The following is a 26,510-nucleotide window of genomic DNA, read 5'->3' as shown; positions in this document are numbered from 1 at the left end:
GCAGCCACGGCCGCTGCAACATCCTGGCCGGCCTTCAAGCGCCCCTCTGCAAATCGGGGGGACAAGCCGTCGACCACACTCTGCGCCTTGGCCAGGTCCAAGTCGACAATGATCAACTCCTGCACGCCGAGTTTCATCAGCGCAAAAGCGACTGCCGCGCCTGCGCCGCCGGCGCCGAATTGGACGACACGACCGAGCGACGCGCCTTGCATGTTGCGGCGAAAGTTCTCGGCGAAGCCGAACCAGTCGGTGTTGTGGCCGATCATTCGACCGTTCCTGATAACCACGGTGTTCACGGCACCAAGCGCCTGCGCGTCAGGCGAAAGCTCTTCCAACAGCGGAATGATCGCCTGCTTGCAGGGATGGGTCACGTTCAGCCCGTCAAAGCCCATCCGCCTCGCGGCCGTGAGCAATTCCGGCAATGCCTCCGCACCGAGCTTCAACTCGACCAGATCGATCTTCCTGTAGAGATAGCGGATGCCAGCGGCGTCAGCGGCCGCTTCGTGCATGGGCGGCGTGCGGGACGCAGCAATGCCGCTGCCGATCAGGCCGACGAGGAAGCTGGGTTTGGGTTGAATGCTCGGCATAGCCCGTCAGCGCAATGGTAGGGTCAGCTCGGCGATGACCTGAGCCGTGCTCGGTCGAACGCCGCGCCACCAGGCAAAAGCTTCTGCCGCCTGCTCCACCAGCATGCCGACGCCGTCGGCGAGCTTGGCTACGCCTTCGGCGCGGGCCGCTTGCAGAAAGGGAGTCAATCCCTTGCCGTAGGCAAGTTCGTACGCCAACTTCGCACCGCGGAAGACATTGCCGGGAAGTGGCGGCATCTCACCTCGCAGGCTGGCCGATGTCGCGTTAACCACGACGTCATAACCCTCGGCAAGATCGGCCAGTTCAGCATAGCCGCTGACGATCAGGGGACCACAACCGGCAAACTCTTCGGCCAATGCCACAGCCTTCGATAAGGAACGATTGACGAGAACCAGCTCGGACGGCTCCTGGCGCAGGAACGGCAGCAGCGCGCCACGCGCCGCGCCCCCGGCACCGAGCATCAGGACTCGCTGGCCGGCCATTTTGACACCGAGATTGATGGTGATGTCGCGCACAAGGCCGATCCCGTCAAAATTCTCGCCAATGATCCGATGGCCGTCGAACTTCAGGCAGTTTACGGCGCCAGCTCGGTCGGCGTTCTCTGAAAGCTCGTTTGCGTAGGCGAAGGCATCGAGCTTGAACGGGGCAGTGATGTTCAGTCCCTTGGCGCCCTCGGTCCGGAATTGATCAACCCGCCCGCTGAAGCCATTGAGGGGACCCTCGATCGCCTCATAGACAAGGTCCTGTCCTGTCATTCTGGCGAAAGTGCCATGGATGTGAGGTGATTTGCTGAAGCCGATCGGGTTGCCGATCACCGCATAACGGTCGCTCATCGCTCACTCCTGCACTGCGAGTTCGTTGTAGAGGACCCCGTCACGCACCATCGCCTCGACGAGCTCGGCCGAAAGTCCCAGCGACTCTGCAATGCGGCGATTGTCCTGGCCGAGCAGCGGCGCCGGAATTCGCACCGTGGTGTCGCAGTTGGAGAAGCGGAAGGGCAAGTTCGGTAACGTCACCTTGCCGAGCACAGGATGTTCCTGCTCGACCAGCATGCCGCGCGCGTGGATCTGCGGATCCTTCACGACCTCTTCGATGGTCTGCACGGGAGCGGACGGCACGCCTGCTTCGTCGAGTGCCGCAAGACAGGCGTCCCGAGAGGGCTGCGACAGCGTCCAGGTGCGCACAATCTCCATAGCTTCAGTATAGTGGGCGTTGCGCGCAGCAGGCGTGGTGAAGCGTTCGTCGGATGCCAGCGCGTCTCCTCCGATCAGGCTCGCCAGTCGTCGCCACGCATCATCAACTTGCGCGGCGATGACAAGATTGCCGTCCCTTGCCGGAAAGACGCCGTAGACGGTCGAGTCTGGCTGTCCGCTTCCAGTCTGCTTCGGCAGATCGGTACCGCCGGAGAGGAAGTAGCGCTGCACTGCATAGTCGTGCATCGAGACCATGCAGTCGTACAGCGCCAGATCGATGTGTTGACCGCGCCCGGACGACGCGCGGCCGACCAGCGCGGCATTGATGGCAGCCACACCGTGAATGCCGGTATACATGTCGGCGAGTGGCATCCGCAGCAGCGGCGGCGCTTCGCCGGGGCAGCCCAGCTGCGCCAAAGCGCCCGACATCGCCTCTGCGATCAGGCCGAAGCCCGGACGGTCGGCATAGGGACCGGTGTGGCCATAGGCGGAGACCGAGCAGTAGATCAGCCCGGGATTGCGCGCCGACAGCGCCTTGTAGCCGAGCCCGAGTCGATCGAGCGCGCCGGGGCGGTAGTTCTCGATGAAGACGTCGGCCGTGTCGACCAGCTTCATCATCATGTCAAGACCGCGCTTATCGCGCAGGTCGATGCACACTCCCTGCTTGCCCATGTTCTGCTGCAGGAAGTAGCCGGACTGTCCGTCCTTGAAATAGCCATGGGCGCGGCCCGCATCGCCTGCCGTCGGACGCTCCACCTTGATGACCTCGGCGCCCATCGCGGCAAGGCAACGGCCCATGAACGGGCCTGCCAGGAAATGGCTGTAGTCGATGACGCGAATGCCCTTGAGCGGCAGATCCTGCGCGGTCATGCCCGCTCTCCCGCGACGCTAGTCTTCGATCGCATGGGAATCATCAGCCGGTGCTCGCCTAGCTGCACCACTTCGCCGCGCTGGTTGATCAGCTCCGAGGGCAGCACCACGATGCCCCACCCTTCCCGCTTCGTGGCGCGCATTGATCCAACGCGGAACTTCACATGCACGGTATCTCCGAGCTTGATCGGCAGCTTGAAATCCCACGTCCAGCCCAGCGACATTCCGGGAAGGAAGCGGTAGTCGGCACGGGTCTTCAAACCGTCGGCCAGCGACAGACCAAACAGCCCGTGCGCGACGCGCGTACCGAATGGTGTGGTCTTGGCGTATTCCTCGTCGACATGAACAGGCGTGAAGTCGCCCGTCAGTTCTGCGTAGGCATTCACCATCATTTCGGTAACCGTCACTGAGGGAGTGACGCATTCGTCGCCGACCTTGGCATCGTCCCAGTAGCGCTCATCGGTCATGTCGCCTGTTCCTTAGGCCCGTGGATTGATCGCCAGGGCCGCTTCCACAGCGCCTGCACTGGCTTGCAAGATTTCGACGTTCAGCCCGCCCGGCAGTTCGAGCCAGTTCGGTCCCGTAGGCAGCGCCTTGGCGCCCCAGGCGGCGGCACGGGCGAGCACACCTTCGTAGTCGTCGACCATGATCCCGAGATGGGCGAGGCGCCCCTCCGGTCCGACGAAGTTCGGATCCTCGATGAGTTGCACGCTTCCGAGCACCCATACCTGACGCGGGCGGGCACCATCGGCGGGTTGCTCGTCGCGAATGGGAAGACCAAGCACCTCACGAAAGAAACCAACGTGACGATCAACGTCCGGCACACGGATGGCGACGTGTTCGATGTAGGCACGGGGCAGCGACATCGTCTTAGGACCTTCCAGGATAGTCGCTGCGGGCGTATTCGATGCCCTTGACCAGCGCGACAAGGGTGGAATTGACGGGGGTCGGGACGTTGAGCCTGGCGCCCCAGCGCACGACGGACCCGTGGATGTAGTCGATCTCAGTCAAGTTGCCGGACTGCAAACTTTGCAACATCGACGTCTTGAACTCGGGCGGTAGACCAGCGGATGCCATTGTCCAAGCGCGCCGCGGGTCGGTGATCGAGATCTTCACGCCAGCCGCCCGCGCGACCGCGATGCCCTCTGAGATCGCGGCCAGCGCGCAATCTTCCAGGATCGGCAGCGAATAGAGACCGCCATAGGTCAGGCCGGTAATGGCAGTAATTCCTCCTCCGGCAACGTTGATGAACAGCTTGTCCCACATCGTGCCCAGGATGTTGTCGCTGAGCAGTGTGAGGATGCCGGCGCGGTTGAACGTCTCGGAAATTCGCCGTGCGCGTTCCGTCAAGCGTCCATCAAGCTCGCCGATGATGGTTTCCTTGCCGATGACCCCGGAGCGAACGTGACCGGGGCCGAGCAGCACGCCACCAACGTAGGTCTTGCCCGCCATGACCCGGTCACGACCAACTTCCTCCGACAGGATGTCCTCGTGGCCAAGACCATTTTGAAGCGACATCACGACCGTGTGCGGCCCGATGATCTGCGCGGCCGCCCGGATGGCCTCACTCGTGTGGTAGGATTTGACGAGGACGATGACGAGGTCAGCCTTGACGCCGACCTGGGCCGCGGACGTGCAGGCGGTGACCGTCACGACGGTCTCGGCGCTACCTTCGCGCATGCGAAGCCCGCGGGCGTTGATTGTGTCAACATGGGCCTGGAACGGATCAATTAGCCAGACCTCGGCTCCCCCACGCGCCAGCGTGCCGCCGATGGTCGAGCCTAAGGCCCCCGCTCCGATAAAGCAGATCCTCATCGAACGCTTCCCCCAGCGCCATTCTCGGCGTTGGTCGCGTGGTAGCAGGCTGGTTGACATTAAGATATGCTATGATTCTTATATGCATTATTGTCATTTGCAATGAAACCTCAGGATCACCCCGAGACGAAACTGCTGGAGCCTCGCCTGCTCAGGCTCTTCGATGCATTGTTCACCACGGGCAGTGTCACCAAGGCAGCCGAGAAACTCGGTCAGAGTCAGCCGACCATTTCGATCTGGCTGGCACGCCTGCGAAAGGAACTGGACGATCCACTCTTCATCCGCTCAGCACAGGGAATGTTGCCGACTCCGCGCGCCGAGGCTCTCATCGGCGCGGCCAGACAAGCGTTGGAGATGCTGCGTCGTCTGGCGGAGCTTCGCTCCGACTTTGATCCGGCGACTGCCAAGCGCCGCTTCGTCATCTGCATGACGGATGGAGCCACATCACGCTGCTTCCGGCCATCCTCGCTCACGTTCGTCGCGTTGCGCCGGGCATCCGCATTGAGGCGGCGCAGATCGGCGGCGATACCCCACGAATGCTGCAGTCTGGCGAGGCCGATCTGGCGCTCGGCTACATCTCGGACCTCGACGCGGGGCACTTCCAACAGGCACTCTTTCCGCAGGATTGGGTCTGCCTGGCAAACGCAAGACATGCCCGGATCCGCAAGCGCATCACCGCAAAGGATTTCAGGCGGGAGGCACACGTCCTCATTCGCTCCGGCACCGGACATCAGTTGCTCGCGGACGCGCTACGGGAGCAGCGGATAGTCCTTGATGTCGTGCTTGAGCTACCCGGCTTTTTGGGGCTACCCGCGATCATCGGCACGACTGACCTGATCGCTACCCTCCCAAGGCACATTGGCGAAACGTTGGCTCATTATTACGGACTGAGCGTGCTCGACTGCCCGCTGGCGATCGCCGGCTTTACGGTGAAGCAATATTGGCACGCCCGCTTCCATCACGACCCGGCAAGCCAATGGTTGCGTGACGTATGCGGGGAGCTTTTTCAACAGCAGAAAGTGCGGGGTCTTTATCGTTCCGGTCCGCCAAGGAAACGAAGACCACGCGATTTGCAGTCGTAATGGTCCCCGGTAGCGGGGCAACGACCGCCCCCCTGGGGCCGCCGGCTGGGCCGACTGCGGCACGGCTGCAATTCCGCACATGCGCATCTCGACCGGTTGTCCGCTTCGTTCGCCATAGCACCCTATTCTACGATGAGGGCAAAACAGACCTGCCCGAGCAGCTTCCGCGGTATATGTTGGGATGGAAGCCTCGGAGATAAGCCAGCCTGGCTACGCCGTTTAGTTCGATTCTGGACCGAGCCTTAGAATCTGTGTTTCCAAACGCGCCCAAAGTGCAACTGCTTACCGAATGAACTCAACAGCTTGAGATCTGGCTGGGGCGGGAGGGATCGAACCTCCGAATGGCGGAATCAAAATCAGGCAGGAGTCTGAGCAAAATCAACGGTTGTTCTGAATATCGTGCGATATTCGTCCCCAGGGAGAACAATAGGTCAGCGAGCTGTTCAGAACGGCGCCCGCCTTCAATTGCAACCTCGCCGGGTACGGAAGCGGGCTTTTGTCCTGGATTTCCCCGCCACAAGCCGGGCGCGCTGATCTTCTTCAATCGCCACGTCGTCGGCGGCGTGTATCCGGCAAGCTCCGATTTATCCATGAACCGGCTCGATGCTGCCGGGGCCGCGAGTTAGCTGCACGCCAGGCGCGCTTCACGCCCGGATCGCCTCATTCTCAAGCCCAAATAAGAGAACGAGAAGTTAGCGAGGGCGGATGTAGCCCTCGTGAGTAAAGGCCCCCAGGGTCATTGCGGAGGCCCGCTCGGAAACGCCGCGTCAGGTCTGCTCTTTCATTTACCCTTTTGTTTTTCTTCTGCGCTTTTTCCATCGGAGCTTTTAGAGCGTTCTTCGAAGCGATCAGCGCCCTTGGCTAGATCGTGCCCCGTCTTGCTCTCGCTCTTCGCTTCTTCCTTAACAGTTGCCTCGCGCAAGCCTTCAGCGGCCCGTTCCTCCGCCTTTGATGCTTTTCGTTCGTCATCCATTTGCTGTTCCTCACTGATAAACACGCTTGTCCAGGAATACTTCCTTGTCTATCTCATCAGCCGCAACAATTTCCCAATCAGATCGCCCGGACATTGTTCCAGTTCCGTTGAAGCTAGGTGCGCCTCCATGGCGTAAACCTCAGTCGAGCCGCGGTCCACGTTCCCTAAACAGCGCAACGCCGACATCGAAGTTACAAACAGTATGCCCGCCCTGGGTCAATCGTGTCGATCTAGTCGCGTTCTCGGCACGTCCGGGGGTGCCTTAACTGCTGACATGCCGGGCTGAACCGCGGTCTTCGCCTCAGGGCTAGGAGCAGAGGCATGCGTCACTCGATCACTTCGTCGGCGCGAGCGAGGAGATAGGGCGGGATAGTAAGGCCGATGTTCTTTGCTGTTTTGATATTGATCGCCAACTCGAATCTAGTCGGCTGTTCAATCGGAAGGTCGGCGGGTCGAGCGCCGCTCAGAATTTTTGCTGTATAGTCGGCAAGCTGACGCTGAACATCGGTGATGCGGGGCGAATAACTCATAAGTCCGCCGGATTTGACGAAAATTGACCATTCATAAGTCGCGGGGATCCGATACTGCTCGCACAACACTGCGAGTTGCTCTCGGCGTGCAATATAGAATGCATCTGGACTGACAAGAAGCGCGGCATGCTTCCGGTTTCTGATTTCGCCGAAGGCAGCATAAATTTGCTCATCGGTGCTCGCCTCCAGGACGTGAATTTTTCGGCCAAGCGACTTGGCCGCAGCTTCGGCATCCGATACCACTACATTCGCGTTTGGATTCGTTGGATTTACCAGCGTAGCGATTGTTCCGCCTCCCGGTGTCAACTCTGCCAATAACTCAAGTCGCTTGGCGGTCAGTTGCGGAGTGTACATGCTCACGCCAGTCGCGTTTCCTCCCGGCCTGTTCAAACTGGAAACAACGCCAAGAAGTACCGGGTCCATGGCAATTGCAAACACGATCGGAATCGTCTTAGTCGCTTTCGTTGTCGCCAAGACTCCGTTTGTACCAGTGGCAGCGACGATCACTCGAACGCGATCCTGAATCAGATCTGCGATCAATTCCGGAAAGCGATCATACTTTCCATCCGCGAAGCGATACTCGATGGTGACGTTCTGGCCTTCTACAAGGCCCTTGGTGCGGAGACCATCCCGAAAGGCGTCGAGCAACTCCTTACTTTTGTCGGCTGAGTCGAAGCCAAGATAGCCAATTGTTGGAAGTGCGCCCTTTTGCGCGTATGCCGCGCAAGGGAAGACAATTGCCGCGACGCCGAAAAGTGCAATCAATCCTCGCCACTTCATGGGCAGGCCCTCAAGGTCGTAAGGCGGCTAAGTGAGTATAGGTCAGCTGTTCGTCGCGCGCGATACAGATTGTCGCGCCGAGAAATACCGCATCGCAATGGGCCGGAGCCCGACCGGCTTTGGATCCAAATGCGAAGAAACTCAACGTCAGCATATCTAGTCCGCGCCGCCTCGCTGAGCGCAGGCCGAAGAGCGCGCGGCGTCATTCGCGAATGGGACGCGAGGAGACGTCCCCGAAATTATAAGGAGCTGAGGTCTGCTCAGGGTCACAGGTGGACGAACGAAGCTAGGCCGGCAACTGTCCGTTCTCCCCTTGAAGCGGACCCTTGGTCCGCGCTCAGCCGGGGCAGCTTCGGGCCAAAAACTGACATCGTCAGGCCTTCCGCCGGCCTCCATCCTATCGCTCGTTTGCCCGCTCACGGGTACCGCTGAAGGCCCCGACGCGGAATTGCTGGCTCCCCTGGGGAGCTTGCTCACCACCTGATAACAAAAAGCCCCGGGCGACGCCGGGGCTTTGAACTGCTTACCTTGATCAGGTGGGCAGATCAGTATTTCGCGTTTCCGACGCGATCGCGACCCACCGCTCAATTTGTCTCGCGCTTTTGAACCGAAGCCCGCTCGATGAGGAAATCGTCTAACTGCCGACCGCCTCGGAGCTGCGGTTGGAGCCACCGCGGTAGCCTGCCGCGACCGCACCATTCTCCGACGGGTTCTTCGGATTTCGGTATTTGGGACGAACGGGCGGGTATGGACGGCGATTACGCTCGAACCTTGTGGCCTCGGCTAGCCCAATCCTGTGGAGCCGTTCCTCCAACTGTGCTTTTTGCACCAAGATTTACGTCACGTTCCGGCGAAGAGGACATCCGGACGAGGTCTTGCACGGACCCTAGCTTCATTCCGCAAGCAGCTTCATACGACAGAGCGGGAGCAGACACCTCCAAATCTTGCAGGTGTTCCAGGCCACAGACTCCTATACCCTGGCCGCCTTCACCTCGTTCAGATCAAGCGCGCGCACGCTGCTCCACGATTGTGCATCGATTGCCTCACAATTATCGTAGCGCTTCCACCGCATCGCAATATACTTCGCCTAGCAATCAGGAATGCCAGGCGAAGTTTTGATGATCAGGCATGCGGTCCGCATGCTGGCCATAATGTATTGCGTTTGCGGCCGGCCCGCCTATTCAAACTACGAATCCCAAGCGGTGACGCCACCACTGTCATTCTCGCAATTCTGCGTTCAATATCCCGACGACTGCCAGCGTCACGACGACCGCAGGGTCCGAGATTTCCGTTCCTCAATTCAGCGTTGGCGAGAACTCGCCCAGATCAATTCAACGGTGAACTTCGGCATAGCGCCGAAGGATCCGCCCGCAAGCCGACGTGACGCGCAATGGCAGATATTCCCTGACGAGGGCAATTGCGGCGATTACGCCGTCACCAAGCGGCATCTGCTGCTGCGAGCCGGCTGGCCCAGCTCGGCCCTCCTTCTCGCCGAGGTCGTCGTCCGAGCGACTGGAGAGCACCATCTTGTGCTGCTCGTGCGCGAGGGAAGAGCAGTCCTCGTACTCGATAATTTGAGTCCAGTGGTCACGCCGCTTGTGGATGCTTTGGATCGGTTCACTATCCTGCGCGCGGAGTCGGGAACGGATCCACAACGGTGGACACGGGAAGTCGCGACCTTCTAGCTGGCCTTCTGATCAACCGGGCCAAGCCTCATATGGTCATAAGATCCGATCTGGTTTTTTCCGCGGCTTGGAGGCCTCTCGCCTGACTACGGTCAAACGAGAGACGGACACCTTGAATGGCACTGCGCCTCGCACGTACTCGGAGGAGATCATTGGCGCGCCGGCTGGAGCCAAACGCTGTTAATCTAAGCTTGATTTTCGCTCCATTTCGCCCTCCCTAACCAGGCCAATTTCGTGTAAGCACCAATTTCCATCTTTGGGACTGATATGACAAAGAAACGAGCTTTGATTACCGGCGTCACTGGGCAGGACGGCGCCTATTTGGCCGAACTTCTTTTGCAGAAGGGATACGAGGTCCACGGCATCAAGCGCCGGACCTCGCTGTTTAACACTGATCGCATCGATCATCTGTATCTCGATCCGCACGAGCCTGACCCGCCCTTTCGGCTTCATTATGGCGATCTGACGGACTCCTCGAGCCTGATCCGGATCGTTGGCCAGGTGCAGCCCGACGAGATCTACAATCTCGCGGCGCAAAGTCACGTGGCCGTTTCATTCGAGGAGCCGGAATATACTGCGAACTCCGACGGCCTGGGCACACTTCGAATTCTCGAGGCCATGCGGATCGTTGGACTGGAAAAGACGACCCGATTTTACCAGGCATCGACATCGGAACTGTACGGTCTGGTCCAGGAAATCCCGCAAAAGGAGACCACTCCTTTCTACCCGCGGTCGCCGTACGCCGTCGCCAAGCTCTATGCTTACTGGATCACGGTCAATTACCGTGAAGCTTACGGGATGTATGCCTGCAACGGCATTCTCTTCAATCACGAATCTCCCGTCCGGGGTGAGACTTTCGTCACCCGAAAAATCACGCGGGCATTGGCCCGGATCCATCTGGGCCTGCAAGAGCGGTTGTATCTCGGCAATCTCGATGCATTGCGCGATTGGGGACACGCGCGCGACTATGTCGAGATGCAGTGGCTTATGTTGCAACAAGAAAAGCCGGAAGATTTCGTCATCGCGACCGGTGTTCAACATTCGGTTCGAGATTTCGTTAACGTGGCGGCGAGCGAAGTCGGCATGCAGATCCGATGGGAGGGGGCCGGCGTCGACGAGAAGGGTTACAATGTTGCAAACGGAAAATGCGTGGTGTCGGTCGACCCGCGCTATTTCCGCCCAACAGAGGTCGCCACTTTGCTTGGCGATCCATCCAAGGCGAAAGAAAGACTCGGCTGGCAGCCCCAGACCTCATTCGAGAGCCTCGTTCGCGAGATGATGAAGGAAGATATCGAATCGGCAAAACGCGATGAGCTGATTAAGCAGCACGGCTTTAGGTATTTCCCGCGCCACGAGTAGTCCTGGCAGATCGGCCAGCAAGGCAAGAAGCCAATGAGCGCCCATCGCGGCGCTCATTTTTTTGGACGACAACGAATTGAGATCAGATGCTTTAAGGTGACCGAACGGCATCCTCCACGGGAAGCCCAATGTCGCCGGCAGCGTTCTTCGAGTCGACATTCTTCTGCCCTGTCGCACTGCCCTGCCCTGCCATGGCCTCCGACCACCGGTGCACAATTGCGCGCCGATCCCAACGATCAAGCGCGCGCCTTCTTCCTTCTTCGCCGTAATGCTCACGAAGAGCCGGCGCCTCGCTGAGCTGGCAAATTGCAAGCTCAAGCGCGGACGAATCTCCGGGTGGAATCACCAGGCCCGCATCCGTGACTTCCGCCGCGAGGCCCGTGCCTTCTTCAGCCATCGCAATGACCGGCCGAGCCGACGCGAAGATCGCGCCAAGCTTGGAGGGCAACACCAGATCGGCGGCCTCGGCTTTCTGCGGGATCAGATGAAAATCGGCCGTGGCCATCAATTGATTGAAACTTTCGTTGGGCTGAAGCCCGAGAAAATGGACATTGCGACGTCCGGCAGCAAGCTGCTCCAGCCTCATTTTATGTGGCCCCTCGCCTGCAAGGATGAAGTGGATATGAGGATGGCTCTCCTCCAAACCGATCGCAGCCTCGATCACGAGTTCAAGGCCTTGCTTGTTCGACATTGTTCCGGAGTAGAGCGCAACGATATCGCCCGCGCCCAGCTTCAGCTGCTGACGGTATTTGGTCATTCGCGAACCCGGGCAGATCGCGTTGGTGTCAATCCAGTTTCTCACCTCGGCTGTCTTGTCAGGACTCAACCCCTTGATTCTCAACCGGTCCACCATCGCTTGAGAGATGGTTGAAACATGGTCGAACGATTTGAGGATCGCCGCTTCGGCTCGAAGCATCCATTTTCGCAAGTTAGGATTGCGTAGCAGACCGAGATCAAATGCCGCGTCCACCTCGAAGTCCTGCACATGAAGCCATGATTTGGCGCCGACGCAACGAGCGACGAATGAGACGAAGGCAGCCGACATTAATGATGGTGCGACGGCGATCATAACGTCGGGGCGCCAGGATAGCGCCTCAACGAGGACCGGCGCCCCGCTCGTAAGCGCGAATGAAGCGTGATGAACCAGCCGCTTGGCGCCCGAGGGATGTCCGGGCACATAAATCGGCGTACGTGTCACGCGAACGCCGTGAATATCTCTCGACCTGAAGTACGACGACTTGAACGCCGGAGGAATCTTCCAGGCTGGATAATAGGGCGGTGCCGTAATGACCCTGACTTCATGACCTTCGGCGGCCAAGCTTTCGCAGAGCTCAGCGTTGTATTTTGCCACACCGATCAGATCGGGGGCATAGTTGATGCCGACCAAGAGAACACGCATAAAGCCCCGCCCAAATCAAAAGTTCAGAATAAAAAAGTTTCTTGTAGTCTTACGTAGTTTTTCTCAGCGCGTCGCGCTGACTTCCAGATGACGTCCAGAGCCCTTTAAAAAGTCTGCGTAGGCGGCCGCGAGACCGGCCCGCAGAGCGACATTCGGTCGCCAGCCAAGCCCTCGAATTCTCGAGCTATCGAGCAGCTTGCGTGGCGTGCCGTCAGGCTTTGACGTATCGAACGCGAGCTCGCCCTGATAGCCCACGACCTCCGCGACTGTCCTCGCAAAATCGGCGATCGACAATTCGTCGCCGCTGCCGACGTTGATCGGAAGATCGCTTGAATAGTTCTTCAGAAGGAAGACGCAGGCATCGGCAAAATCGTCGACGTTGAGGAATTCGCGGAGCGGTGTGCCGGTGCCCCACACCGAGACGCTGGTTGCATTGGCCAGCTTGGCTTCATGGAAGCGCCGGATCAACGCGGCCGGGACGTGACTATGATCGGGATGATAATTGTCGCCGCGGCCGTAGAGATTGGTCGGCATTACCGAGATGAAATCGTCGCCATATTGCCGACGATACGCCTGGCACATCTTGAGGCCGGCAATCTTGGCGATCGCATACCACTCGTTGGTCGGCTCGAGCGGCCCGGTCAACAATTCGCTTTCGGCGATCGGCTGCTTGGCGTGCTTTGGATAGATGCACGACGAGCCGAGGAACAGCAGGCGCCGCACACCAACCGCGTGACTTGCACGGATCACGCTCAATTCCAGCGCAAGGTTGTCGCAGAGAAAGTCGACCGGGAAATTATTGTTGGCTGCGATGCCGCCGACCTTTGCCGCCGCGTGAACGACGACCTCAGGACGATTGGCCTCGAGCCATTTCAGCGTGGGCTCTTCCTTGGTCAGATCAAGCTCACGCCGGTCGGCGACCAGCACGGTGCAATTCTCTGACGCGAGCCTTCGGACGACAGCCGATCCGACCATGCCGCGGTGACCCGCGACAAAGACACGTTTGCCCGTGAGATCGTAGGTTGAAACCCCTGTCATCGTATCCTCTACCGGCGTTAGATTTGCCGGATCGTCACTTCCGTGAGATCCGGCTACCGCCGCATTACGCAATCACGCTGCCGATGCAGCCCCGCCAAACTGGTAACACAATCTTCACCATGCAACAGCCTATCCCGGCCCGACAAAGATATTCATGGTGAACCCGTGCTGCGCGCACAAAAGAGCAGCACACGGCGAAACAAAAATGAGCAAGGCAGCCGCATGAGCTGTGCGGCTGCCTTATGAATCTCTTCTAAAAAGCGGCGCTCGCCGCTCAGGTCAGCCGAAGCTCAATATGCCCGACGCAGGACAGGGCCGACGGGCGCGCAGACGCGGTCCATATACCAGCCATAGGGCGTCTCGACCCGCACCAAGGGGCAATGGCGCGACGGCACATATCTATATGGGTAGGGCTGCGCCCAGAACGTGACAGGCGTCGCCTGGCTTGCACCCGTGAGCAGGGTCGCCGGCGCAGGCATTTGCATCGCCGCGCTTGCTCCGCTCACTGCGCAGAAGGAAACGGTGGCGGCCAAAAGGCCTGCTCGCATCAAGGTCTTAAACATCCCAAAAAGCTCCTTGCCCCTGCGGATTTCGTTCATTCCCCGCGCCCCACCAGGAGGCTGCAACCCGAGAACCACCGCGAACCAGCCCAAATAGTAAAGCCTAGATTACCAAGGCTAGGGCCAAAAAGGCAACCGACGGCGCAGCTTGGGGAGGGCCTTTATAGCGATATGGCGGGCAACTGTGGCTTCTTGGTCCTATTTTTCCTCGCTCCAGGCGCCCGGGGCAGCAAGGTCGGGTGAACGTCGGTACACATCTCGGAGGAACTGGTAGTTGACGGTCTGGGCCAGCGGCACGTCCTCTTCGCCAAGCTTGGAGAAGAGGAGAATGTCCCGAAGCGTCCGCCAACGGCTTTCGTCGTAATCGCCGATGCGCCCCCCTGTCGGCAATACGAGCGGACGTAGCTGCTGCAGCTCGAATTTCAGCCGCTCTGAATTCAGCCTGGCCGGCCCGGCGCCGGCCAGAACGGGCACGCTCCGTGCATAGTCCGCGTAGGTAAATTGCCATCCTCTGATGAGGCCCTGAAGGACATCGGCAATCATGGATGGCTGTTCATGGACGAGAGCGTTACTCGCGAAGTAGACCAAGCCAGGAACATGGATGCCGTAGTCTTGCGGTTTGATGACATTCAGCTTCGTGAACGTCGAACTGGATGGATCCGGTTGCTCGTCGATTGCGGCGATGATGGCATCCACCTGCCCGCCCCGCAGAGCTTCGAAGCTGTCGCGGTCTGGCACCTTGGTAATCTGGCTGCGGGGCAGCCCGAGCTGCGCCATCATGGCGTCGAAAACGACGTCGCCCTCACTTGCCCTGCGGTATCCGACCCGCTTTCCGACCAGGTCGGCCGGACGCCGCAATCCCGAGCTTTCGAGCGTGAAAATCGCGACGGAGGTATCGAGGAAGCTCGCGGCGAAGGCGGTCACGGGCGCGCCGCGCCAGCTCGCCAGCAGGAACTTCTGGCCGGTCGTCACGCCGATGGCATGTTGGCGTGCAATCGTCTGGACGAACTCAGGGTCTTCGGGCTGGGCCGCCATTTCAATGCGGGAGGAGAAGTACCCCTGCCTCGATGCAGAGAGTTCGCCGGCAAACCGCGCGCCATACGGCCCGTCGAGGAGGAGCTTGACCGCGACGGCCGCGGAGGCCGTCGGAGTTCGTACGGGGGCCGCATCGGGGCGAAGAAGCAGAAGCGCGGTCCCCACCAAGGCCGCGGCAGCGAGGCCGATGGCGAGGTAACGCCTCCCTTTCGGCCGGGTCCGCCGCCGGGACTGGGTTCGGGGCAACGAGAACTTCCTAACGGGTTGTGAAATTTAGCATATCAGTCGAGGCAAGATGGGCTACAATGAAGCTTCTGGGGTAAGGTTAATTTTCCCTTCGCCTTGTTTTAAAAGCGATTTTGACCGATAGCACGGCGCGTTCGGATAATGAATTTTGCGTCAATGGGCTTGGCAAGATGACAATTCTTTCCACTCGACCAGTGCCCGTCCCTGATTCTGCGACGGAAATTGGTACGGTCGAGCAATCTCCGGCAACAGCAACAGGCTATGCGCCGAGCTGGCTGCGTCCCGTGGTTGTCGAGCGGTTGATGGCCGTGGTCGATGCGGCGCTGATCGTGGTCAGCGGGATCGGGTGCGCGGTCGGCTATCATATCGCAACCGCGGGCACGCTCGGCAAGGCGGACGTCTATGCGGCGGCGAGCGTTCTGGTCGCAATCAATTTCATCCTTCTGACCATCGTGCAGCACGGTTATCGCCTCAAAGCCATCACCGACTTACCCCGCACGTTCCGGATGACGCTGACGACGTGGACCGGCCTGTTCGGCGCGCTGCTCGCGATCGCCTTCACGATGAAAGTCAGCGACGAGTTCTCCCGCGGCACCACCATCTCGTTCTATCTGGTCGGCCTCGCCGTTCTGCTCGCCTGGAAGATCGCGGCCGCGCGCTGGACCGCGCATGGCTTGCGCACCGGCGCCTTCGCCAACGGCCGCGCCATCATGATCGCCGAATTCGGCCTTGCCACCTCGTCCAACGCGGTCGATGACCTCGGCCAGCACGGCTACCGCCTGATGCGGGTCATGGAAATCCCCGCCAAGGAGCTCGCCTCGCCGCTGCTGCTCTCCTCGCAGGCGCCGCGCTTCGAGGAGCTGATCACTTATGCGCGCGAGAACCGGATCGAGCACGTCTTCCTGCTGATGAACTGGAGCCGGCAGCACGCGATCGACAGCATCCTGGACGCGCTGAAGATCCTCCCCGTCCCGGTGCATCTGGTGCCGGACGCCAACACGGCGCGCTTCCTGCGCTATCCGCTTGAAGGCACCGGCAACACCTTCACCGCCGAGCTGCGCCGCGCTCCGCTGACCTTTCGCGAACGTGCGCTCAAGCGGGCGCTGGATCTCGTCGGCGCGAGTTTTGCGCTTCTGGTGTTCGCGCCCGTGATGCTGGTGACCGCGATCCTGATCAAGCTGACCTCGAAGGGCCCGGTGTTCTTCCGCCAGACCCGCCACGGCTTTGGCGGGCGCGCGTTCAAGATCTTCAAGTTCCGCACCATGCGCGTGCTGGAGGACGGCCCGACCATCGTCCAGGCGCAGAAGAACGACCCGCGCGTCACGCCAATCGGCAAATGGCTGCGCAAGACCTCGATCGACGAGCTGCCGCAGCTTCTCAACGTGCTCAAGGGCGACATGTCGCTCGTCGGCCCCCGCCCGCACGCGGCCGCCCACAACACCGAATATGAGCAGATCATCGGCAACTACGCCTTCCGCCACCACGTCAAGCCCGGCATCACCGGCTGGGCCCAGGTTAATGGTTACCGCGGAGAAACCCGCACGCTCGAGCTGATGCAGAAGCGCGTGGAGCACGATCTGTGGTACATCAATAATTGGAGCGTGGGGTTGGACATCAAAATCGCGATTGGAACAATCGCGTTAGGCTTCAGACAAAACACAGCCTATTGATGATTAAAGTACTAGGAACGAGAAGCAACCATACGCGCGGCAGAAGGTGACATGAAGGATCTGAGCTCAATATCAGGCTACAAATACGACGACGCCGAGCTGAACGATTCACATTCACATTTAGTGCCGTCGCTACTGTCTTTCTTGGATAGCGTAGGTCAGCCTGCAAAAAACTTAAGATTGATGGATCTTGGATGCGGCAATGGCTCGATCACTGAGCTCCTGCATAGGCGCGGGTATTCCGTCGTAGGTGTCGATCCCTCCGAGGAGGGAATCCAACTTGCCAGAGCAAAATATCCGCATCTCACAATTCATCGAGGATCTGCCTACGACGACTTGGCAAAAACCTATGGCAAGTTCGACGTCGTGGTCAGTCTCGAAGTGGTTGAGCATGTCTACAGCCCGCGCGAGTACGCAGATGCAATTTACAATCTACTCGTTCCTGGCGGAACAGCCATTGTCAGCACCCCGTACCACGGCTACCTCAAGAACGTCGCGCTTGCCTTGAGCGGAAAATTGGACAGGCATTTTACTGCATTGTGGGATCACGGCCATATCAAGTTCTGGTCCATTCGGACTCTAACAAAGCTCTTAGATGAAAAAGGATTCAAAGACATCCGCTTCAGGCGCAGTGGACGGGTTCCGATTTTTGCAAAGTCGATGGTCGCCTGCGCGCGGAAATAGACTCGGCCTCGCTGCACGCATGTACCCAGCGGAACTTATCTAGGCTCCGGCTTCTGCGAGGAGCCCCCAGCAACACGCAACCACGCCCTCGCGTCATGAAGCCAAATAAGCTCTAGCCAAGAACCAGCGGACTCAATCTTCCATTCGTCTTGACCGGAACCTTGGATGGCAATCATACCAACTCCATTCGAGGCTTCAGTCCGCACTATTTTGCAAGTTGCGCCTGAACAGGAACCGGGCCGAGGAAGCACCAAGCGCTTATTCCGCGTCAATTCCTTCGAGAATACCACATCTACCTTACTAGAGCGCGGGACTTCAAACTCATCATCTGCCGGATCGAGCAGCAACGTAGGCGCAGCGTCATGGAAGTTATTTTCGTAGGTAGCTTCGACCCGATATCCGCTCATACTTTTCTGATTTGTACGAAGCGGCAATGGGCTCAAAAGATTGTAGGAGCTATTCTTTCCACCGAGTGAGATTCGATCCCAGGCTCCAACAAATGAAAAACTCTTATCGATGATGTGAGCAACGACAATATCACTCTCATAAGCATCGATGATTCGAAATGAAGATCGATCCGAACCACCAGACGTCAGCGAGCCTTGTATTGTCCATCCCTGACAAAACAATGAACAGCGGCTTGCACGGAGTACGCAGACCTCCTTTGCTTCGGCCAAGAGTGCCTTCTTGTGCTCGATATGCACGCTAAGAATAGAGCCGTAGCACTGCTCAAGCGAGATGTCTTCAACCGAGAAACCCTCTATATCCAACTGCGATAAAAAGACCTCGCAATCCCAAATCCGGATGTGAGGCTCAATTGCAGGCGTTCGATAGTGATAGATCCCGATATCCTGGAGAGTGAGACTTAGTTGGCCAGCGTTCGTCTTGCGTGGCTGAATAAAAATGGCTGCTCCAGTGAAATTTCGAAAGCGACAGTCGACAATCGACGCGGCCCAAACGAGAGGATTATTGAAGAAGCCCGACAGGTAAGAACTAATGCCGCGGAATCCCCCATTGAAATGACAGCTCTCGATCCGAAACCCCCAACCTCCGCCGCCGCCTATCGCAATTGCTACTGATTTGGCATTCTTGCTATCTTGGAGTTCACTCCATTCGAAACGGAAGCCAGAAATGGTCCATTCAGCCCCCTCAATTTCAAGGATCGGACAATTGGCTTTTGCCTGCTTCAAAATCGCGAAATTGCCGACTACTCGAACTCTGTTTAGCTTCGCCGACACAGAGCCATCGAGAAGATAAGTGCCTGACGGGAACTCCACCGCCGTCCAGATTCCGCTGAGTGTCGTCTGAGAGCACTTTCCCAAGCATCGAGCAACGGCTTCTGTATCATTGTGAATTCCATCGCCATATGCCCCGAACCATCTCGGATTCAACTCTCCATCCGGAATTCGCAGCCATCTTCCTGTGCTTGATAGCTCCGACGCAAAGACCAATCCAAGGTCCGGCTCGGAAGTCGAGTCCGGGCTCCATGTAAAGATGCCGCCCCCACCATCGCCAGGCGCATGATATCCAAGACATACAGTTGTTTCCGACAGAGTCGTAAGTTTAAGTGCGGAAACGTCAGTGACAGTCTTTATTTCCCCACTACCCCTAAAGACACTCTCACTAGCTGTCGCGACCTTCGTTGCCGTTGCCGCTCCCATTAAGAGACTGGCTGCAATCAACTCCCGACGCCTCATTGCGCTGCTCCCGAGGAAATTGGGTTCTTATTACCCATTCGTACGACTGAGCTTAGATGTCCTAGGATCAACCTCCTTTGCAAAACAAGTGTAAGCATCGTCGCCATCACAAATGCTGATGAGCTGCACAGCAAATTGTTCATATCAACTGGCGCGGCTCTACTGCTGAGGTGGACGATCATTGCCGCAATCGTACCCAATGCGGAGGCCAAGCACGGCAGCCAAAGAATACTTGCAACTGAAGACCATGTCATCCCGAGCATGGTGAACATGAGCATCAAGGTGCCAACGAATATGACTGCCGAAAACATAAGATACATCCAACACAGCTGAACAATGTTCCAGCCAAACCAAGCGACGACCGTAAACAACAACAGCGTCAGAACCGTAATAGCTAGATTAAGCAAGAAAAGCGACTTAGCGCGCCCTCGTATGAGCATTGTCGGCCCAATGTAAGAACTGAGTGATTGAAGCGCCCCTATTGGTGCGAGAATCGCAGCGATCTCCGCCGCAGGCTGCCATCGAGGACCCAGCACATAAGGCAGGATGTATGGGCCCTCAATGACAAGGAAGGCTGTCGCAGGGAAAGTTACAGTGGCAGTAAGACAAATGACTGAGCCAACAACCTTCCTTGCCTCTCCTGCGTCCGGCCGCAACCTGCTGAATGTCGCCAGGAGTACACCTGATGCAGGCCAAGTAAGGACCATGAGTGGCAACACGATGAATTGGTAGGCAAAAGCATAGGCACCGAGGGCCGCGGGTCCAAGCATCGCGCCAATTATGATATTGTCGCCATTTCTGAAGAGAAACGTGAGGAGGCTAGATCCAAAAACCCAGCTTCCAAAACTCAGAAGGCGCCTTGTATACGACCAGCGAAAATTCGCCCGAATATCAGAACGAGAGAGTAGGAAGAAGCCGGCAAACCGCACCGCTTGCGTAATCAAATGAAAAATTACCAAGCTCCAGACGCCCGCCTCTTGCGTAGCAAGAATCAACCCACAAAGCGCCCCAGAAGAAATCGCGATTGCTTCGATCGCCGCGAGCGATCGGTAAGCTAACTTCCGCTCGACCAACGCCCTCGGCACTATCGTCGCGAGAGAGAGTAACGGGACCACCGAGAATGCAACGATGATTGGCCGGACCTCCTCCCATGCCCGATGATCAGGGAGAAACCACAATGCGACATTGACGGCCAAGCCGAGCAGCAAAGCAAAGAAAACGCTTAGGGTAAATGCAGCCCCCGCTTCGTGCTCCCCCAAATCGCGATCCCGCACAACGGCCGTCGATAGCCCGAAGTCTCCAAGCAGGATCACCAGAGTAACCAGCGGAAGAATGAAGTTAACTATGCCGAATTCGGCAGGCGCCAAATAGTGAGTGAGGGCGACATTGAAGAGAAACTGGAGCAACGCTCGGTAAACGTTCAGTCCCGACGAAGATATTAAGTTAGCTAGCATGTTGGACGCCTGGATCGCCGAGAGGCAAGATCGAGAGTGCCATACCTGTATCCCGTTAGAATCGACTTTGAAAACCAAATATGCTATTCATCCGAAAAGACATAGGGACACCTTTCATTCAATGAATATCGAGCAAAGAAACCGTCTACGGCGTGCTGCCAACGTGGTTGACCCCAATCGTTTTCTCAGAGATGGCATAAGAAATCTACGGGGGCACTGGGCCTATCGCGGGCTGAATGTACTTTCTGCGAGCCGGGGAAACATCGCGCTAAAGAAGATCGTCCAGGCAGGCGCGCCAGCGAGCGTTGGCAAGATTGGTGCTTCCGAGCTTAAAGTTCTTAACCAGTACATCTCAGCGCCTCAAGGTGGGGGTCGTTACGACGACATGATTAAGGAGGAGATCCTCGTTCACTCTGGGGTCTTCCCAACAAATGATGATTTTTTGGACCGATATGCAGCAGCAATGCTGACTGCCTTAAGCGCGGTAGACCTTCTTGCAGTTTGGTACAATCCGGGTGAACGCCAAGTTGTCGAGCGCGCCTGCCGGAACGCCATCTTTTGTGAGTTGACCGGACTGGAGTCGTATTATTTCCCAGATCCATGGACCTGGGCGCTGCGTGGAAAGCGCATTCTGGTCATATCACCATTTATCGATTCAATTCAGGCGCAGTATCTTCGTCGAAGTTCTGTATGGAAAGCTCAGCCAGATGTTTTACCCGACTTCGAACTCGTCACTCTAGCGTGCCCTCAAAGTCCCGCACTTGTACCAAGTACAGATAATAATTGGTTCGAGGCTTTCGATAGGTTGCAGCACTCAGTTGCCAAGTTGGATTTCGATGTAGCTCTTATCGGAGCGGGCGCACTTTCAATTCCTCTGTGCGCTACTATCAAGGCTTCCGGCAGGATCGCGATACATCTCGGCGGGCAGACCCAAATCTTGTTTGGAATTAAGGGACGACGATGGGATTCTCATCCCGTTATCTCAAAGATGTTTAATGAAAGTTGGACACGCACACTTCCTCACGAAAGCCCCCCCGATCGCAACAAGATCGAGAACGGAGCTTATTGGTGAGCAGCCTTGCAATAGTAGACGGAACGGAGATGACCTTTTGCTTCATTGTTTCGGGTGACGAAACATATGGAGTTAGGAGGCTCACCCTCTCCCTAATCGCGGCTCTGACCAAACTCGGAGTGAATTGTCGAGTCATCTCTATGGCGCCGGGCCCCATGACAAATGATTGCTCGGAGGCCGGCGCAACTTGTGAGATTCTTTCTCTTGGGATCCCTCCAAATTTTGGAGCTGGATTTTGGCAGTCAGTCGGAAGAATGGTTAGACTGGCACTCTATCTCAGGCGCGCGGTCAAGGCCGTTTCTCAGCGAATTGGTCAGTTGAGGCCCGACGCTGCGATCGTAAGAATGCCGAATCTGGTGCCGATTGCAAGTATGGCTGCACACAGCGTCGGCGTAACAACTTATTGGATAATCCCGAACGCAATCAGCGACGACTACCCTTTCAAGCTGAACAAATGGATCTATGATTTTTGGTTTTACTGGTATTCGGTAAAGCCCTTGGCGAATAGCGCCTTCACTAGCAAGACGCTCTTGAATCGGAGAGTGAAAAGCGCCGTTTTCTATCTCGGAATAGACTCGCGAGCATTCTCCTCAGAATCTCACTCGCCAATTCAGCGCGCCTCTTTAGGCCTCAACGAGTCGGATTTAGTCTTTGGAATATTTGCACGCTTGGTACCTGAAAAGGGACAAGAGCTCATTATCCGGTCGTTGGCCGATGGGGGGGACGAATTCGAGTCCATCAAGCTGCTGCTGTGCGGCGGCCCGTATGAAGCCGAATACCAGCAGCATCTCGTTGGCTTGGTGCGGTCCCTGGGTCTGGATGGGCGTGTAATATTCTTGGGTCCGGTTAATGAGGTGGCACCTGTCTGCATGACGTGCGATGTCGTGGTGAACTCCCGAATTGATGCCGAGCCCTTTGGGCTCTCCGTCATAGAGGCGATGATGCTGGAAAAGCCCGTCTTAGCTCACTCCCTGGGAGGGCCCTCTGAGACGGTCGTCGATGGAATAACTGGCTGGTTGTTTCACGAGCCCACCATAAGCTGTGTGAAAGATGCGCTCCGCCGAACACTGAAAGACAAGGATAAGTGGGCGCGAATGGGTCAAGCCGGTAGATCTAGAGCAATGGAACGCTTCGAAATCTTTCGCGTTGCCGCCGATCTTTGCAGAATCGCCAAACGTGCGCCCAGTCGTTTGACCAACACGTCACAGGCAGGCTAACTTGGGAACAAGCGTACTGTGGCTTGCAAAGGCGTTTCCGTACGAAGACTCGTTCGGCGGCGACCTAGTCTATTCAAAAGGACTAATGGAAGGCCTCATAGCGAACAACGTCGCATTAACAGTTATTTGCTTTGCGGAAGTCTCATCAGAGACACGAACGACTGCTCATGGAATTCGCTGGATCAAGATCCCACTGCAGCATCGCTCTCGCATTCTTAGCATCGTTTCGGCCCTCCCCAGCATTTCCCATCGCTACGCCTCGGAGCGCTACAACGAAGTTCTTCGTGAGATTCTCAAAGGTGAAAGATGGTCCGCAATTGTACTGGACTCAATTGCAATGGGAGTTTTCCTGGCCAATCTGACCCAGGCCAAAGCCCCAAAGATTTATCTAGCTCACAACGATGAAACTATTGTACGACGCCAATTCGCGCGAACGGCGCGCTCTAAATTGCGCAAGGTCCCATTGCTTTGGGATGCAAAGAAGGCTGAATTGCTGGAGAGGAAGATTTGCAATCGAGTAGATTGCATCGCAACAATCACGGAACAGGACTCTATTACGTTTCGCAGGCGACATCCGTTCGTCGAAACAGTGGTCTGCCCTCCTGGATATTCACACATCCCTCAATCACTGCCTGATTTTGAGAGCACACGAACACGAACTGTTGTCCTGCTTGGCTCTTTGCACTGGGCTGTTAAACAGCAGAACTTGGAGAGCTTTCTTGAGTGCGCTTACGAGCAATGTTTGAAGGAGTCCGTGAGCATTCGAATTGTTGGCGACACTCCTTCGCAATTTGCAGAAAGAATGCTTGAACGATTCCCCCGGATTGACTTTCGAGGCAAAGTAAAATTCTTTGAAGAGCATCTAGCGGATTGTCGAATTGGCCTTGTCATTGACGAGCTTGGCGGCGGATTCAAGCTGAAGATTCTCGATTATATCTTCAATGGACTTCCTGTCGCCGGTCTAAACCACGCCATGGAAGGATCTCATCTCAGACCCGGGACTGACTACATAGGATCAGACACAACTAAGGAACTGGTCTCCAACACACTGAAATCAGTAGATGATATCGATCGGCTCACTTTACTACGCAATTCCGCATATGCACACAGCAAGACGCGGTACTCTTGGAGAGGATCGGCAGAAACTCTTCTGGAGGCCATCCAGATCACCAAGGTGCACTGAGAAGGCCTACCTTAGATGAGTACCAAACCGTTGGTTGCTAGCCGAACCGCGCATGAAGTCCCGCAACATACCGCCGACATCTTGCTCCTATTCTACTTGCTTGGGGCATACACTGGAGTTTCTATATACAGCGGCACACAGATACTTTTGCCTAGCGTCGCTTGCATCGCTATCGCAGGTCTACTTTACTTCCTCAAATGGCAGAGCGTCCCGCGCCGGTTTATCAGCGCAATCTACGCGCTGGTTGTGATATTTGCGATCCAATATGCGATCAGCGCCGTCAGATACGGTGATCAAGACGGAGTCATGCTGCGGGCAACGATCAATCAGATCGCTTCTATCTTAATTGGCTTCTCTCTAGTGCCACTCTCTTTCCAAATTTCAGCTGGGCGCTTCGCAAGAGTTTTGAAATACTTCTGGCTCTTCCTAGTTGTCGGCGCAACGCTGGAGCAGTTCGCTGGTCTCGGGATAATCAGTGACGCTTTTCGCTCTCTGGTCTATCCAAAGAATGCCTATGTTGCTGACGTAAGAGACCTGCAACTGTTTGGCGGCATTAGACCAAAGGTATTCTCCCTTGAACCTTCTTTCGTCGGCATTTGGTTTACCGCGACTATGGCTGCATGGTTAGCTTGCACTGATGCGAGACCGTTTAGTCCCAGGTTCTATGCGGGCTTGGTCGCCTGCCTGTGGATGGGATATGTAGTCCGAAGCTCGACGATTGCATTTGTTGCACCCCTGTACGTCGCACAAATACTACTGCTTCCTTCCCCTAGAGTAAGGCGCCATGGCGACCAAGTTTCCAGAGCAGTCATCGCTGCAACGCTTGTCGCCGCGTTCATCTTGGTTGGATTAATTATTGAATCCCTTCCGCGAGGATTGGCCCCCGAGTTCGTATATGGCGACAGCGTTTATGGTCGCTTGATCGCCCCTCGATTGGTGACTCAAGCCATTCTGACCGACTCACCCATTACCGGCACCGGCCTCGGGAACCAAGACACTCTTTTTACAGCCACTTTGCCGGTTTATCTTTCTAATCGGCTCGCATTCACAGGAGGGTACTTGGAGACCTCCTCGGCGCGATCATTGATTACGAATAGCTTCTTCTTGCACTGGATTTATCTTGGCTTCGTGTTTGGTCTAATTGCTGCAGCCGGTTACGTTAGTTTGTTGCGCTCAATCAAGATCGAGTCCGTTTCTTACGTCGTCGCGGCCGTCTCGATAATCTGGTTCTCCATCGGAGGCTACGTCACGGTCCAGTGCTGGACCCTCTTCTTTTTGTTTGCCACCGCAGCTCGATATCGTGACAGGGAGTTTAAGATTTTCCGCCGAGGGTCCTACCGAGCCTACGAGGCGACATGGCCCTCAGAACATTCGGTAGAAGCGTTAGGCCATCCAGATATTTCCGGTCGGAAACGATGACCAGATCGCAGTGGCTGGGGGGCACTTTCATCTCAGAGAGCGTTCCGCCCGAGAGCACATGAACTATTCCGATATTCCTCAACTGAGCGACAAATGCGTCTGGATCGGTATTCGCCCTCTGTAACGAATTCCGATCGAACTCAACTATCCCTCCAAAGGAGGCCGATCCTCGCAACGTGCGCTCCATCCCTTGCATCACCTGTCTTTCGTACCCTTCAACGTCGATTTTGAAGAGCAAGCTCCGGCAGGAGACCGCCTCGATGCAGTGATCGATCGTTAAAGTCGGGAGGTTCAACCTTTCGTACGATTGTTCGCCTCCTCCCTTGAATCCGGAGTCTTCGATCTCACCAACAGCGGACGAAGTGCCAGACCACTTTCTATCGATCACAAATTCAACAAAGCCGGGACGATCCGACACCACTTCGCTGTGAACAATAATATTCTTACGATTTACATGCGTTGAAACGCTTCGATCTAAATACCGTCGGACGTGCGGGTTTGGCTCGAAGAGATGAACCTGTGATTGCTCGGAATACTTCAGCGAAAGCGATATCTCGCCATAGTTGGCACCGATATCGAGCACAATATCGGGACGGATTCGTTTCGCGAGCCCACGCCAAACTAGAGAGACACGAGGCTGCGTAACTCCACAACTTCTTAAAACAGATTGCCCTCGATTATCTGAGGGATCCACAAAAAGCCTACAGCGACCGAGGAACCTTATGTGCGCTTGGGCTGGCACCGAACCGAATAGTACCGCGTTTCGCAAGCTACGGACAAAATCATTGGCCAAAGTTCAATCTCCGATTTGGCTTCGAAATACGGGCGGCGACGCGCTCACTTTTGGCTAATCGAATAACGGAACGTGTTTACACCACGCATCGTACCAAGAATGATGTCGGCTCGTTTATAAGCTGGCAGCACAACATCTTTGCAATGATCGGTATTGAAGTAGCAGATT

At 56.8% G+C, this 26,510-nt stretch carries 25 protein-coding genes and 1 pseudogene; 9 read left to right on the top strand and 17 right to left on the bottom strand.

From position 1 onward, the window contains the following. From IC66_RS0125960 to IC66_RS0125935, 6 genes are all read right to left on the bottom strand, one after another. Positions 1 to 587, bottom strand: a 587-nt coding sequence (locus IC66_RS0125960; protein ID WP_038949616.1) for a shikimate dehydrogenase, incomplete at its 3' end; no start/stop codon positions are given. Positions 588 to 593: 6 nt separating this feature from the next. Beyond that, complete coding sequence (gene aroE, locus IC66_RS0125955; RefSeq protein WP_038949615.1) at positions 594 to 1,421, bottom strand: shikimate dehydrogenase; 828 nt, start codon at positions 1,419 to 1,421, stop codon at positions 594 to 596. A gap of 3 nt (positions 1,422 to 1,424) precedes the next feature. Continuing rightward, on the bottom strand, positions 1,425 to 2,651 hold the full coding sequence (locus IC66_RS0125950) for a CaiB/BaiF CoA transferase family protein (RefSeq protein ID WP_038949614.1): 1,227 nt from the start codon (positions 2,649 to 2,651) through the stop codon (positions 1,425 to 1,427). Then, entirely contained in the window at positions 2,648 to 3,118 is a 471-nt protein-coding gene (locus tag IC66_RS0125945) for a MaoC family dehydratase (protein ID WP_038949613.1), read from the bottom strand. Before IC66_RS0125945 ends, IC66_RS0125950 begins: the two co-directional genes overlap by 4 nt. Before the next feature lie 12 nt (positions 3,119 to 3,130). After that, a complete protein-coding gene (locus IC66_RS0125940) occupies positions 3,131 to 3,517 on the bottom strand; it encodes a VOC family protein (protein ID WP_028142350.1) in 387 nt (128 codons plus the stop codon). Between the two features lie 4 nt (positions 3,518 to 3,521). Further along, on the bottom strand, positions 3,522 to 4,466 hold the full coding sequence (locus IC66_RS0125935) for a ketopantoate reductase family protein (RefSeq protein ID WP_028142349.1): 945 nt from the start codon (positions 4,464 to 4,466) through the stop codon (positions 3,522 to 3,524). Positions 4,467 to 4,568: 102 nt separating this feature from the next. Here IC66_RS0125935 and IC66_RS0125930 point away from each other — a divergent pair. Beyond that, positions 4,569 to 5,548: pseudogene (locus IC66_RS0125930) on the top strand (LysR family transcriptional regulator). Between the two features lie 295 nt (positions 5,549 to 5,843). On the opposite strand, the gene IC66_RS46470 reads toward IC66_RS0125930, so the two are convergent. The 4 genes from IC66_RS46470 to IC66_RS49265 all read right to left on the bottom strand — a co-directional run bounded on the left by IC66_RS46470 (position 5,844) and on the right by IC66_RS49265 (position 8,559). Then, entirely contained in the window at positions 5,844 to 6,140 is a 297-nt protein-coding gene (locus tag IC66_RS46470) for a hypothetical protein (RefSeq protein WP_143279304.1), read from the bottom strand. 189 nt (positions 6,141 to 6,329) lie between these two features. Beyond that, positions 6,330 to 6,521, bottom strand: coding sequence for a hypothetical protein (locus tag IC66_RS43665; protein ID WP_028142347.1), 192 nt, complete (start codon positions 6,519 to 6,521; stop codon positions 6,330 to 6,332). 326 nt (positions 6,522 to 6,847) lie between these two features. Further along, positions 6,848 to 7,831: an ABC transporter substrate-binding protein gene (locus IC66_RS0125925; RefSeq protein WP_038949611.1), complete on the bottom strand. Its 984-nt coding sequence runs from the start codon at positions 7,829 to 7,831 to the stop codon at positions 6,848 to 6,850. A 584-nt stretch (positions 7,832 to 8,415) separates the two neighbouring features. Continuing rightward, complete coding sequence (locus IC66_RS49265; protein ID WP_376708912.1) at positions 8,416 to 8,559, bottom strand: H-NS family nucleoid-associated regulatory protein; 144 nt, start codon at positions 8,557 to 8,559, stop codon at positions 8,416 to 8,418. 390 nt (positions 8,560 to 8,949) lie between these two features. On the opposite strand from IC66_RS49265, the gene IC66_RS43655 reads away from it, so the two are divergent. Together IC66_RS43655 and gmd are read left to right on the top strand one after the other, a co-directional pair. Further along, a complete protein-coding gene (locus IC66_RS43655) occupies positions 8,950 to 9,516 on the top strand; it encodes a transglutaminase-like cysteine peptidase (RefSeq protein ID WP_083859343.1) in 567 nt (188 codons plus the stop codon). A 267-nt stretch (positions 9,517 to 9,783) separates the two neighbouring features. Next, positions 9,784 to 10,875, top strand: coding sequence for a GDP-mannose 4,6-dehydratase (gene gmd / locus IC66_RS0125915; protein WP_038949609.1), 1,092 nt, complete (start codon positions 9,784 to 9,786; stop codon positions 10,873 to 10,875). Between the two features lie 91 nt (positions 10,876 to 10,966). On the opposite strand, the gene IC66_RS0125910 is transcribed toward gmd, so the two are convergent. The 4 genes from IC66_RS0125910 to IC66_RS0125895 all read right to left on the bottom strand — a co-directional run bounded on the left by IC66_RS0125910 (position 10,967) and on the right by IC66_RS0125895 (position 15,153). Further along, complete coding sequence (locus IC66_RS0125910) at positions 10,967 to 12,274, bottom strand: WcaI family glycosyltransferase (protein ID WP_038949608.1); 1,308 nt, start codon at positions 12,272 to 12,274, stop codon at positions 10,967 to 10,969. 63 nt (positions 12,275 to 12,337) lie between these two features. Beyond that, the gene (locus IC66_RS0125905) at positions 12,338 to 13,312 is read right to left on the bottom strand and encodes a GDP-L-fucose synthase family protein (RefSeq protein ID WP_038949607.1); all 975 of its coding nucleotides are present in this window, start codon (positions 13,310 to 13,312) and stop codon (positions 12,338 to 12,340) included. 290 nt (positions 13,313 to 13,602) lie between these two features. Beyond that, positions 13,603 to 13,911 (bottom strand): hypothetical protein, encoded by a 309-nt coding sequence (locus tag IC66_RS48455; protein ID WP_244429165.1) that lies wholly within the window; start codon positions 13,909 to 13,911, stop codon positions 13,603 to 13,605. A 159-nt stretch (positions 13,912 to 14,070) separates the two neighbouring features. Beyond that, positions 14,071 to 15,153, bottom strand: coding sequence for an ABC transporter substrate-binding protein (locus IC66_RS0125895; protein ID WP_038949605.1), 1,083 nt, complete (start codon positions 15,151 to 15,153; stop codon positions 14,071 to 14,073). A 302-nt stretch (positions 15,154 to 15,455) separates the two neighbouring features. On the opposite strand from IC66_RS0125895, the gene IC66_RS0125890 reads away from it, so the two are divergent. Both IC66_RS0125890 and IC66_RS43650 read left to right on the top strand, forming a co-directional pair. Next, a complete protein-coding gene (locus IC66_RS0125890; protein WP_038949604.1) occupies positions 15,456 to 16,823 on the top strand; it encodes an undecaprenyl-phosphate glucose phosphotransferase in 1,368 nt (455 codons plus the stop codon). Positions 16,824 to 16,874: 51 nt separating this feature from the next. Further along, positions 16,875 to 17,507 (top strand): class I SAM-dependent methyltransferase, encoded by a 633-nt coding sequence (locus IC66_RS43650; protein ID WP_083859342.1) that lies wholly within the window; start codon positions 16,875 to 16,877, stop codon positions 17,505 to 17,507. 35 nt (positions 17,508 to 17,542) lie between these two features. Here the strand turns inward: IC66_RS43650 and IC66_RS46465 are convergent, their stop codons facing one another. Next, on the bottom strand, positions 17,543 to 19,204 hold the full coding sequence (locus tag IC66_RS46465) for a hypothetical protein (protein WP_157158096.1): 1,662 nt from the start codon (positions 19,202 to 19,204) through the stop codon (positions 17,543 to 17,545). Beyond that, the gene (locus IC66_RS0125880; RefSeq protein WP_038949602.1) at positions 19,201 to 20,658 is read right to left on the bottom strand and encodes a lipopolysaccharide biosynthesis protein; all 1,458 of its coding nucleotides are present in this window, start codon (positions 20,656 to 20,658) and stop codon (positions 19,201 to 19,203) included. The genes IC66_RS46465 and IC66_RS0125880 overlap by 4 nt, the downstream gene beginning before the upstream one ends. A gap of 67 nt (positions 20,659 to 20,725) precedes the next feature. Here IC66_RS0125880 and IC66_RS46460 point away from each other — a divergent pair, with 67 nt between their 5' ends. From IC66_RS46460 to IC66_RS46455, 4 genes are all read left to right on the top strand, one after another. Continuing rightward, positions 20,726 to 21,730 (top strand): hypothetical protein, encoded by a 1,005-nt coding sequence (locus tag IC66_RS46460; protein ID WP_157158094.1) that lies wholly within the window; start codon positions 20,726 to 20,728, stop codon positions 21,728 to 21,730. A 344-nt stretch (positions 21,731 to 22,074) separates the two neighbouring features. Then, on the top strand, positions 22,075 to 22,947 hold the full coding sequence (locus tag IC66_RS0125875) for a glycosyltransferase family 4 protein (RefSeq protein ID WP_157158093.1): 873 nt from the start codon (positions 22,075 to 22,077) through the stop codon (positions 22,945 to 22,947). Position 22,948: 1 nt separating this feature from the next. Further along, positions 22,949 to 24,130 carry a glycosyltransferase gene (locus IC66_RS43645; protein WP_083859340.1) on the top strand — a complete coding sequence of 394 codons (1,182 nt, stop codon included), beginning with the start codon at positions 22,949 to 22,951 and terminating at the stop codon, positions 24,128 to 24,130. A 15-nt stretch (positions 24,131 to 24,145) separates the two neighbouring features. Then, on the top strand, positions 24,146 to 25,549 hold the full coding sequence (locus IC66_RS46455) for a hypothetical protein (protein ID WP_038949600.1): 1,404 nt from the start codon (positions 24,146 to 24,148) through the stop codon (positions 25,547 to 25,549). On the opposite strand, the gene IC66_RS49260 is transcribed toward IC66_RS46455, so the two are convergent. Continuing rightward, positions 25,443 to 26,132, bottom strand: coding sequence for an FkbM family methyltransferase (locus IC66_RS49260; protein ID WP_157158092.1), 690 nt, complete (start codon positions 26,130 to 26,132; stop codon positions 25,443 to 25,445). The two genes, IC66_RS46455 and IC66_RS49260, sit on opposite strands and share 107 nt — an antisense overlap. Positions 26,133 to 26,510: the final 378 nt, after the last annotated feature.

The organism is Bradyrhizobium genomosp. III, from assembly GCF_000261705.1.
Classification (GTDB): Bacteria; Pseudomonadota; Alphaproteobacteria; order Rhizobiales; family Xanthobacteraceae; genus Bradyrhizobium; species Bradyrhizobium ottawaense.
The sequence above is the reverse complement of the archived record's forward strand: the minus strand, read 5'-3'. Positions and strand labels throughout refer to the sequence as shown.

What these genes read in the sequence shown, in the direction of transcription:
- gmd (WP_038949609.1), top strand. Translation starts at nt 9,784, where the DNA reads ATGACAAAGAAACGAGCTTTGATTACCGGCGTCACTGGGCAGGACGGC.
- IC66_RS0125890 (WP_038949604.1), top strand. Translation starts at nt 15,456, where the DNA reads ATGGCCGTGGTCGATGCGGCGCTGATCGTGGTCAGCGGGATCGGGTGC.
- IC66_RS46470 (WP_143279304.1), bottom strand. Translation starts at nt 6,140, where the DNA reads ATGGATAAATCGGAGCTTGCCGGATACACGCCGCCGACGACGTGGCGA.
- IC66_RS0125950 (WP_038949614.1), bottom strand. Translation starts at nt 2,651, where the DNA reads ATGACCGCGCAGGATCTGCCGCTCAAGGGCATTCGCGTCATCGACTAC.
- IC66_RS0125925 (WP_038949611.1), bottom strand. Translation starts at nt 7,831, where the DNA reads ATGAAGTGGCGAGGATTGATTGCACTTTTCGGCGTCGCGGCAATTGTC.
- IC66_RS0125875 (WP_157158093.1), top strand. Translation starts at nt 22,075, where the DNA reads ATGCCGAATCTGGTGCCGATTGCAAGTATGGCTGCACACAGCGTCGGC.
- aroE (WP_038949615.1), bottom strand. Translation starts at nt 1,421, where the DNA reads ATGAGCGACCGTTATGCGGTGATCGGCAACCCGATCGGCTTCAGCAAA.
- IC66_RS48455 (WP_244429165.1), bottom strand. Translation starts at nt 13,911, where the DNA reads ATGAACGAAATCCGCAGGGGCAAGGAGCTTTTTGGGATGTTTAAGACC.
- IC66_RS0125945 (WP_038949613.1), bottom strand. Translation starts at nt 3,118, where the DNA reads ATGACCGATGAGCGCTACTGGGACGATGCCAAGGTCGGCGACGAATGC.
- IC66_RS43655 (WP_083859343.1), top strand. Translation starts at nt 8,950, where the DNA reads ATGATCAGGCATGCGGTCCGCATGCTGGCCATAATGTATTGCGTTTGC.
- IC66_RS46465 (WP_157158096.1), bottom strand. Translation starts at nt 19,204, where the DNA reads ATGAGGCGTCGGGAGTTGATTGCAGCCAGTCTCTTAATGGGAGCGGCA.
- IC66_RS0125940 (WP_028142350.1), bottom strand. Translation starts at nt 3,517, where the DNA reads ATGTCGCTGCCCCGTGCCTACATCGAACACGTCGCCATCCGTGTGCCG.
- IC66_RS0125935 (WP_028142349.1), bottom strand. Translation starts at nt 4,466, where the DNA reads ATGAGGATCTGCTTTATCGGAGCGGGGGCCTTAGGCTCGACCATCGGC.
- IC66_RS0125880 (WP_038949602.1), bottom strand. Translation starts at nt 20,658, where the DNA reads ATGCTAGCTAACTTAATATCTTCGTCGGGACTGAACGTTTACCGAGCG.
- IC66_RS46455 (WP_038949600.1), top strand. Translation starts at nt 24,146, where the DNA reads ATGAGTACCAAACCGTTGGTTGCTAGCCGAACCGCGCATGAAGTCCCG.
- IC66_RS0125910 (WP_038949608.1), bottom strand. Translation starts at nt 12,274, where the DNA reads ATGCGTGTTCTCTTGGTCGGCATCAACTATGCCCCCGATCTGATCGGT.
- IC66_RS43665 (WP_028142347.1), bottom strand. Translation starts at nt 6,521, where the DNA reads ATGGATGACGAACGAAAAGCATCAAAGGCGGAGGAACGGGCCGCTGAA.
- IC66_RS0125905 (WP_038949607.1), bottom strand. Translation starts at nt 13,312, where the DNA reads ATGACAGGGGTTTCAACCTACGATCTCACGGGCAAACGTGTCTTTGTC.
- IC66_RS43650 (WP_083859342.1), top strand. Translation starts at nt 16,875, where the DNA reads ATGAAGGATCTGAGCTCAATATCAGGCTACAAATACGACGACGCCGAG.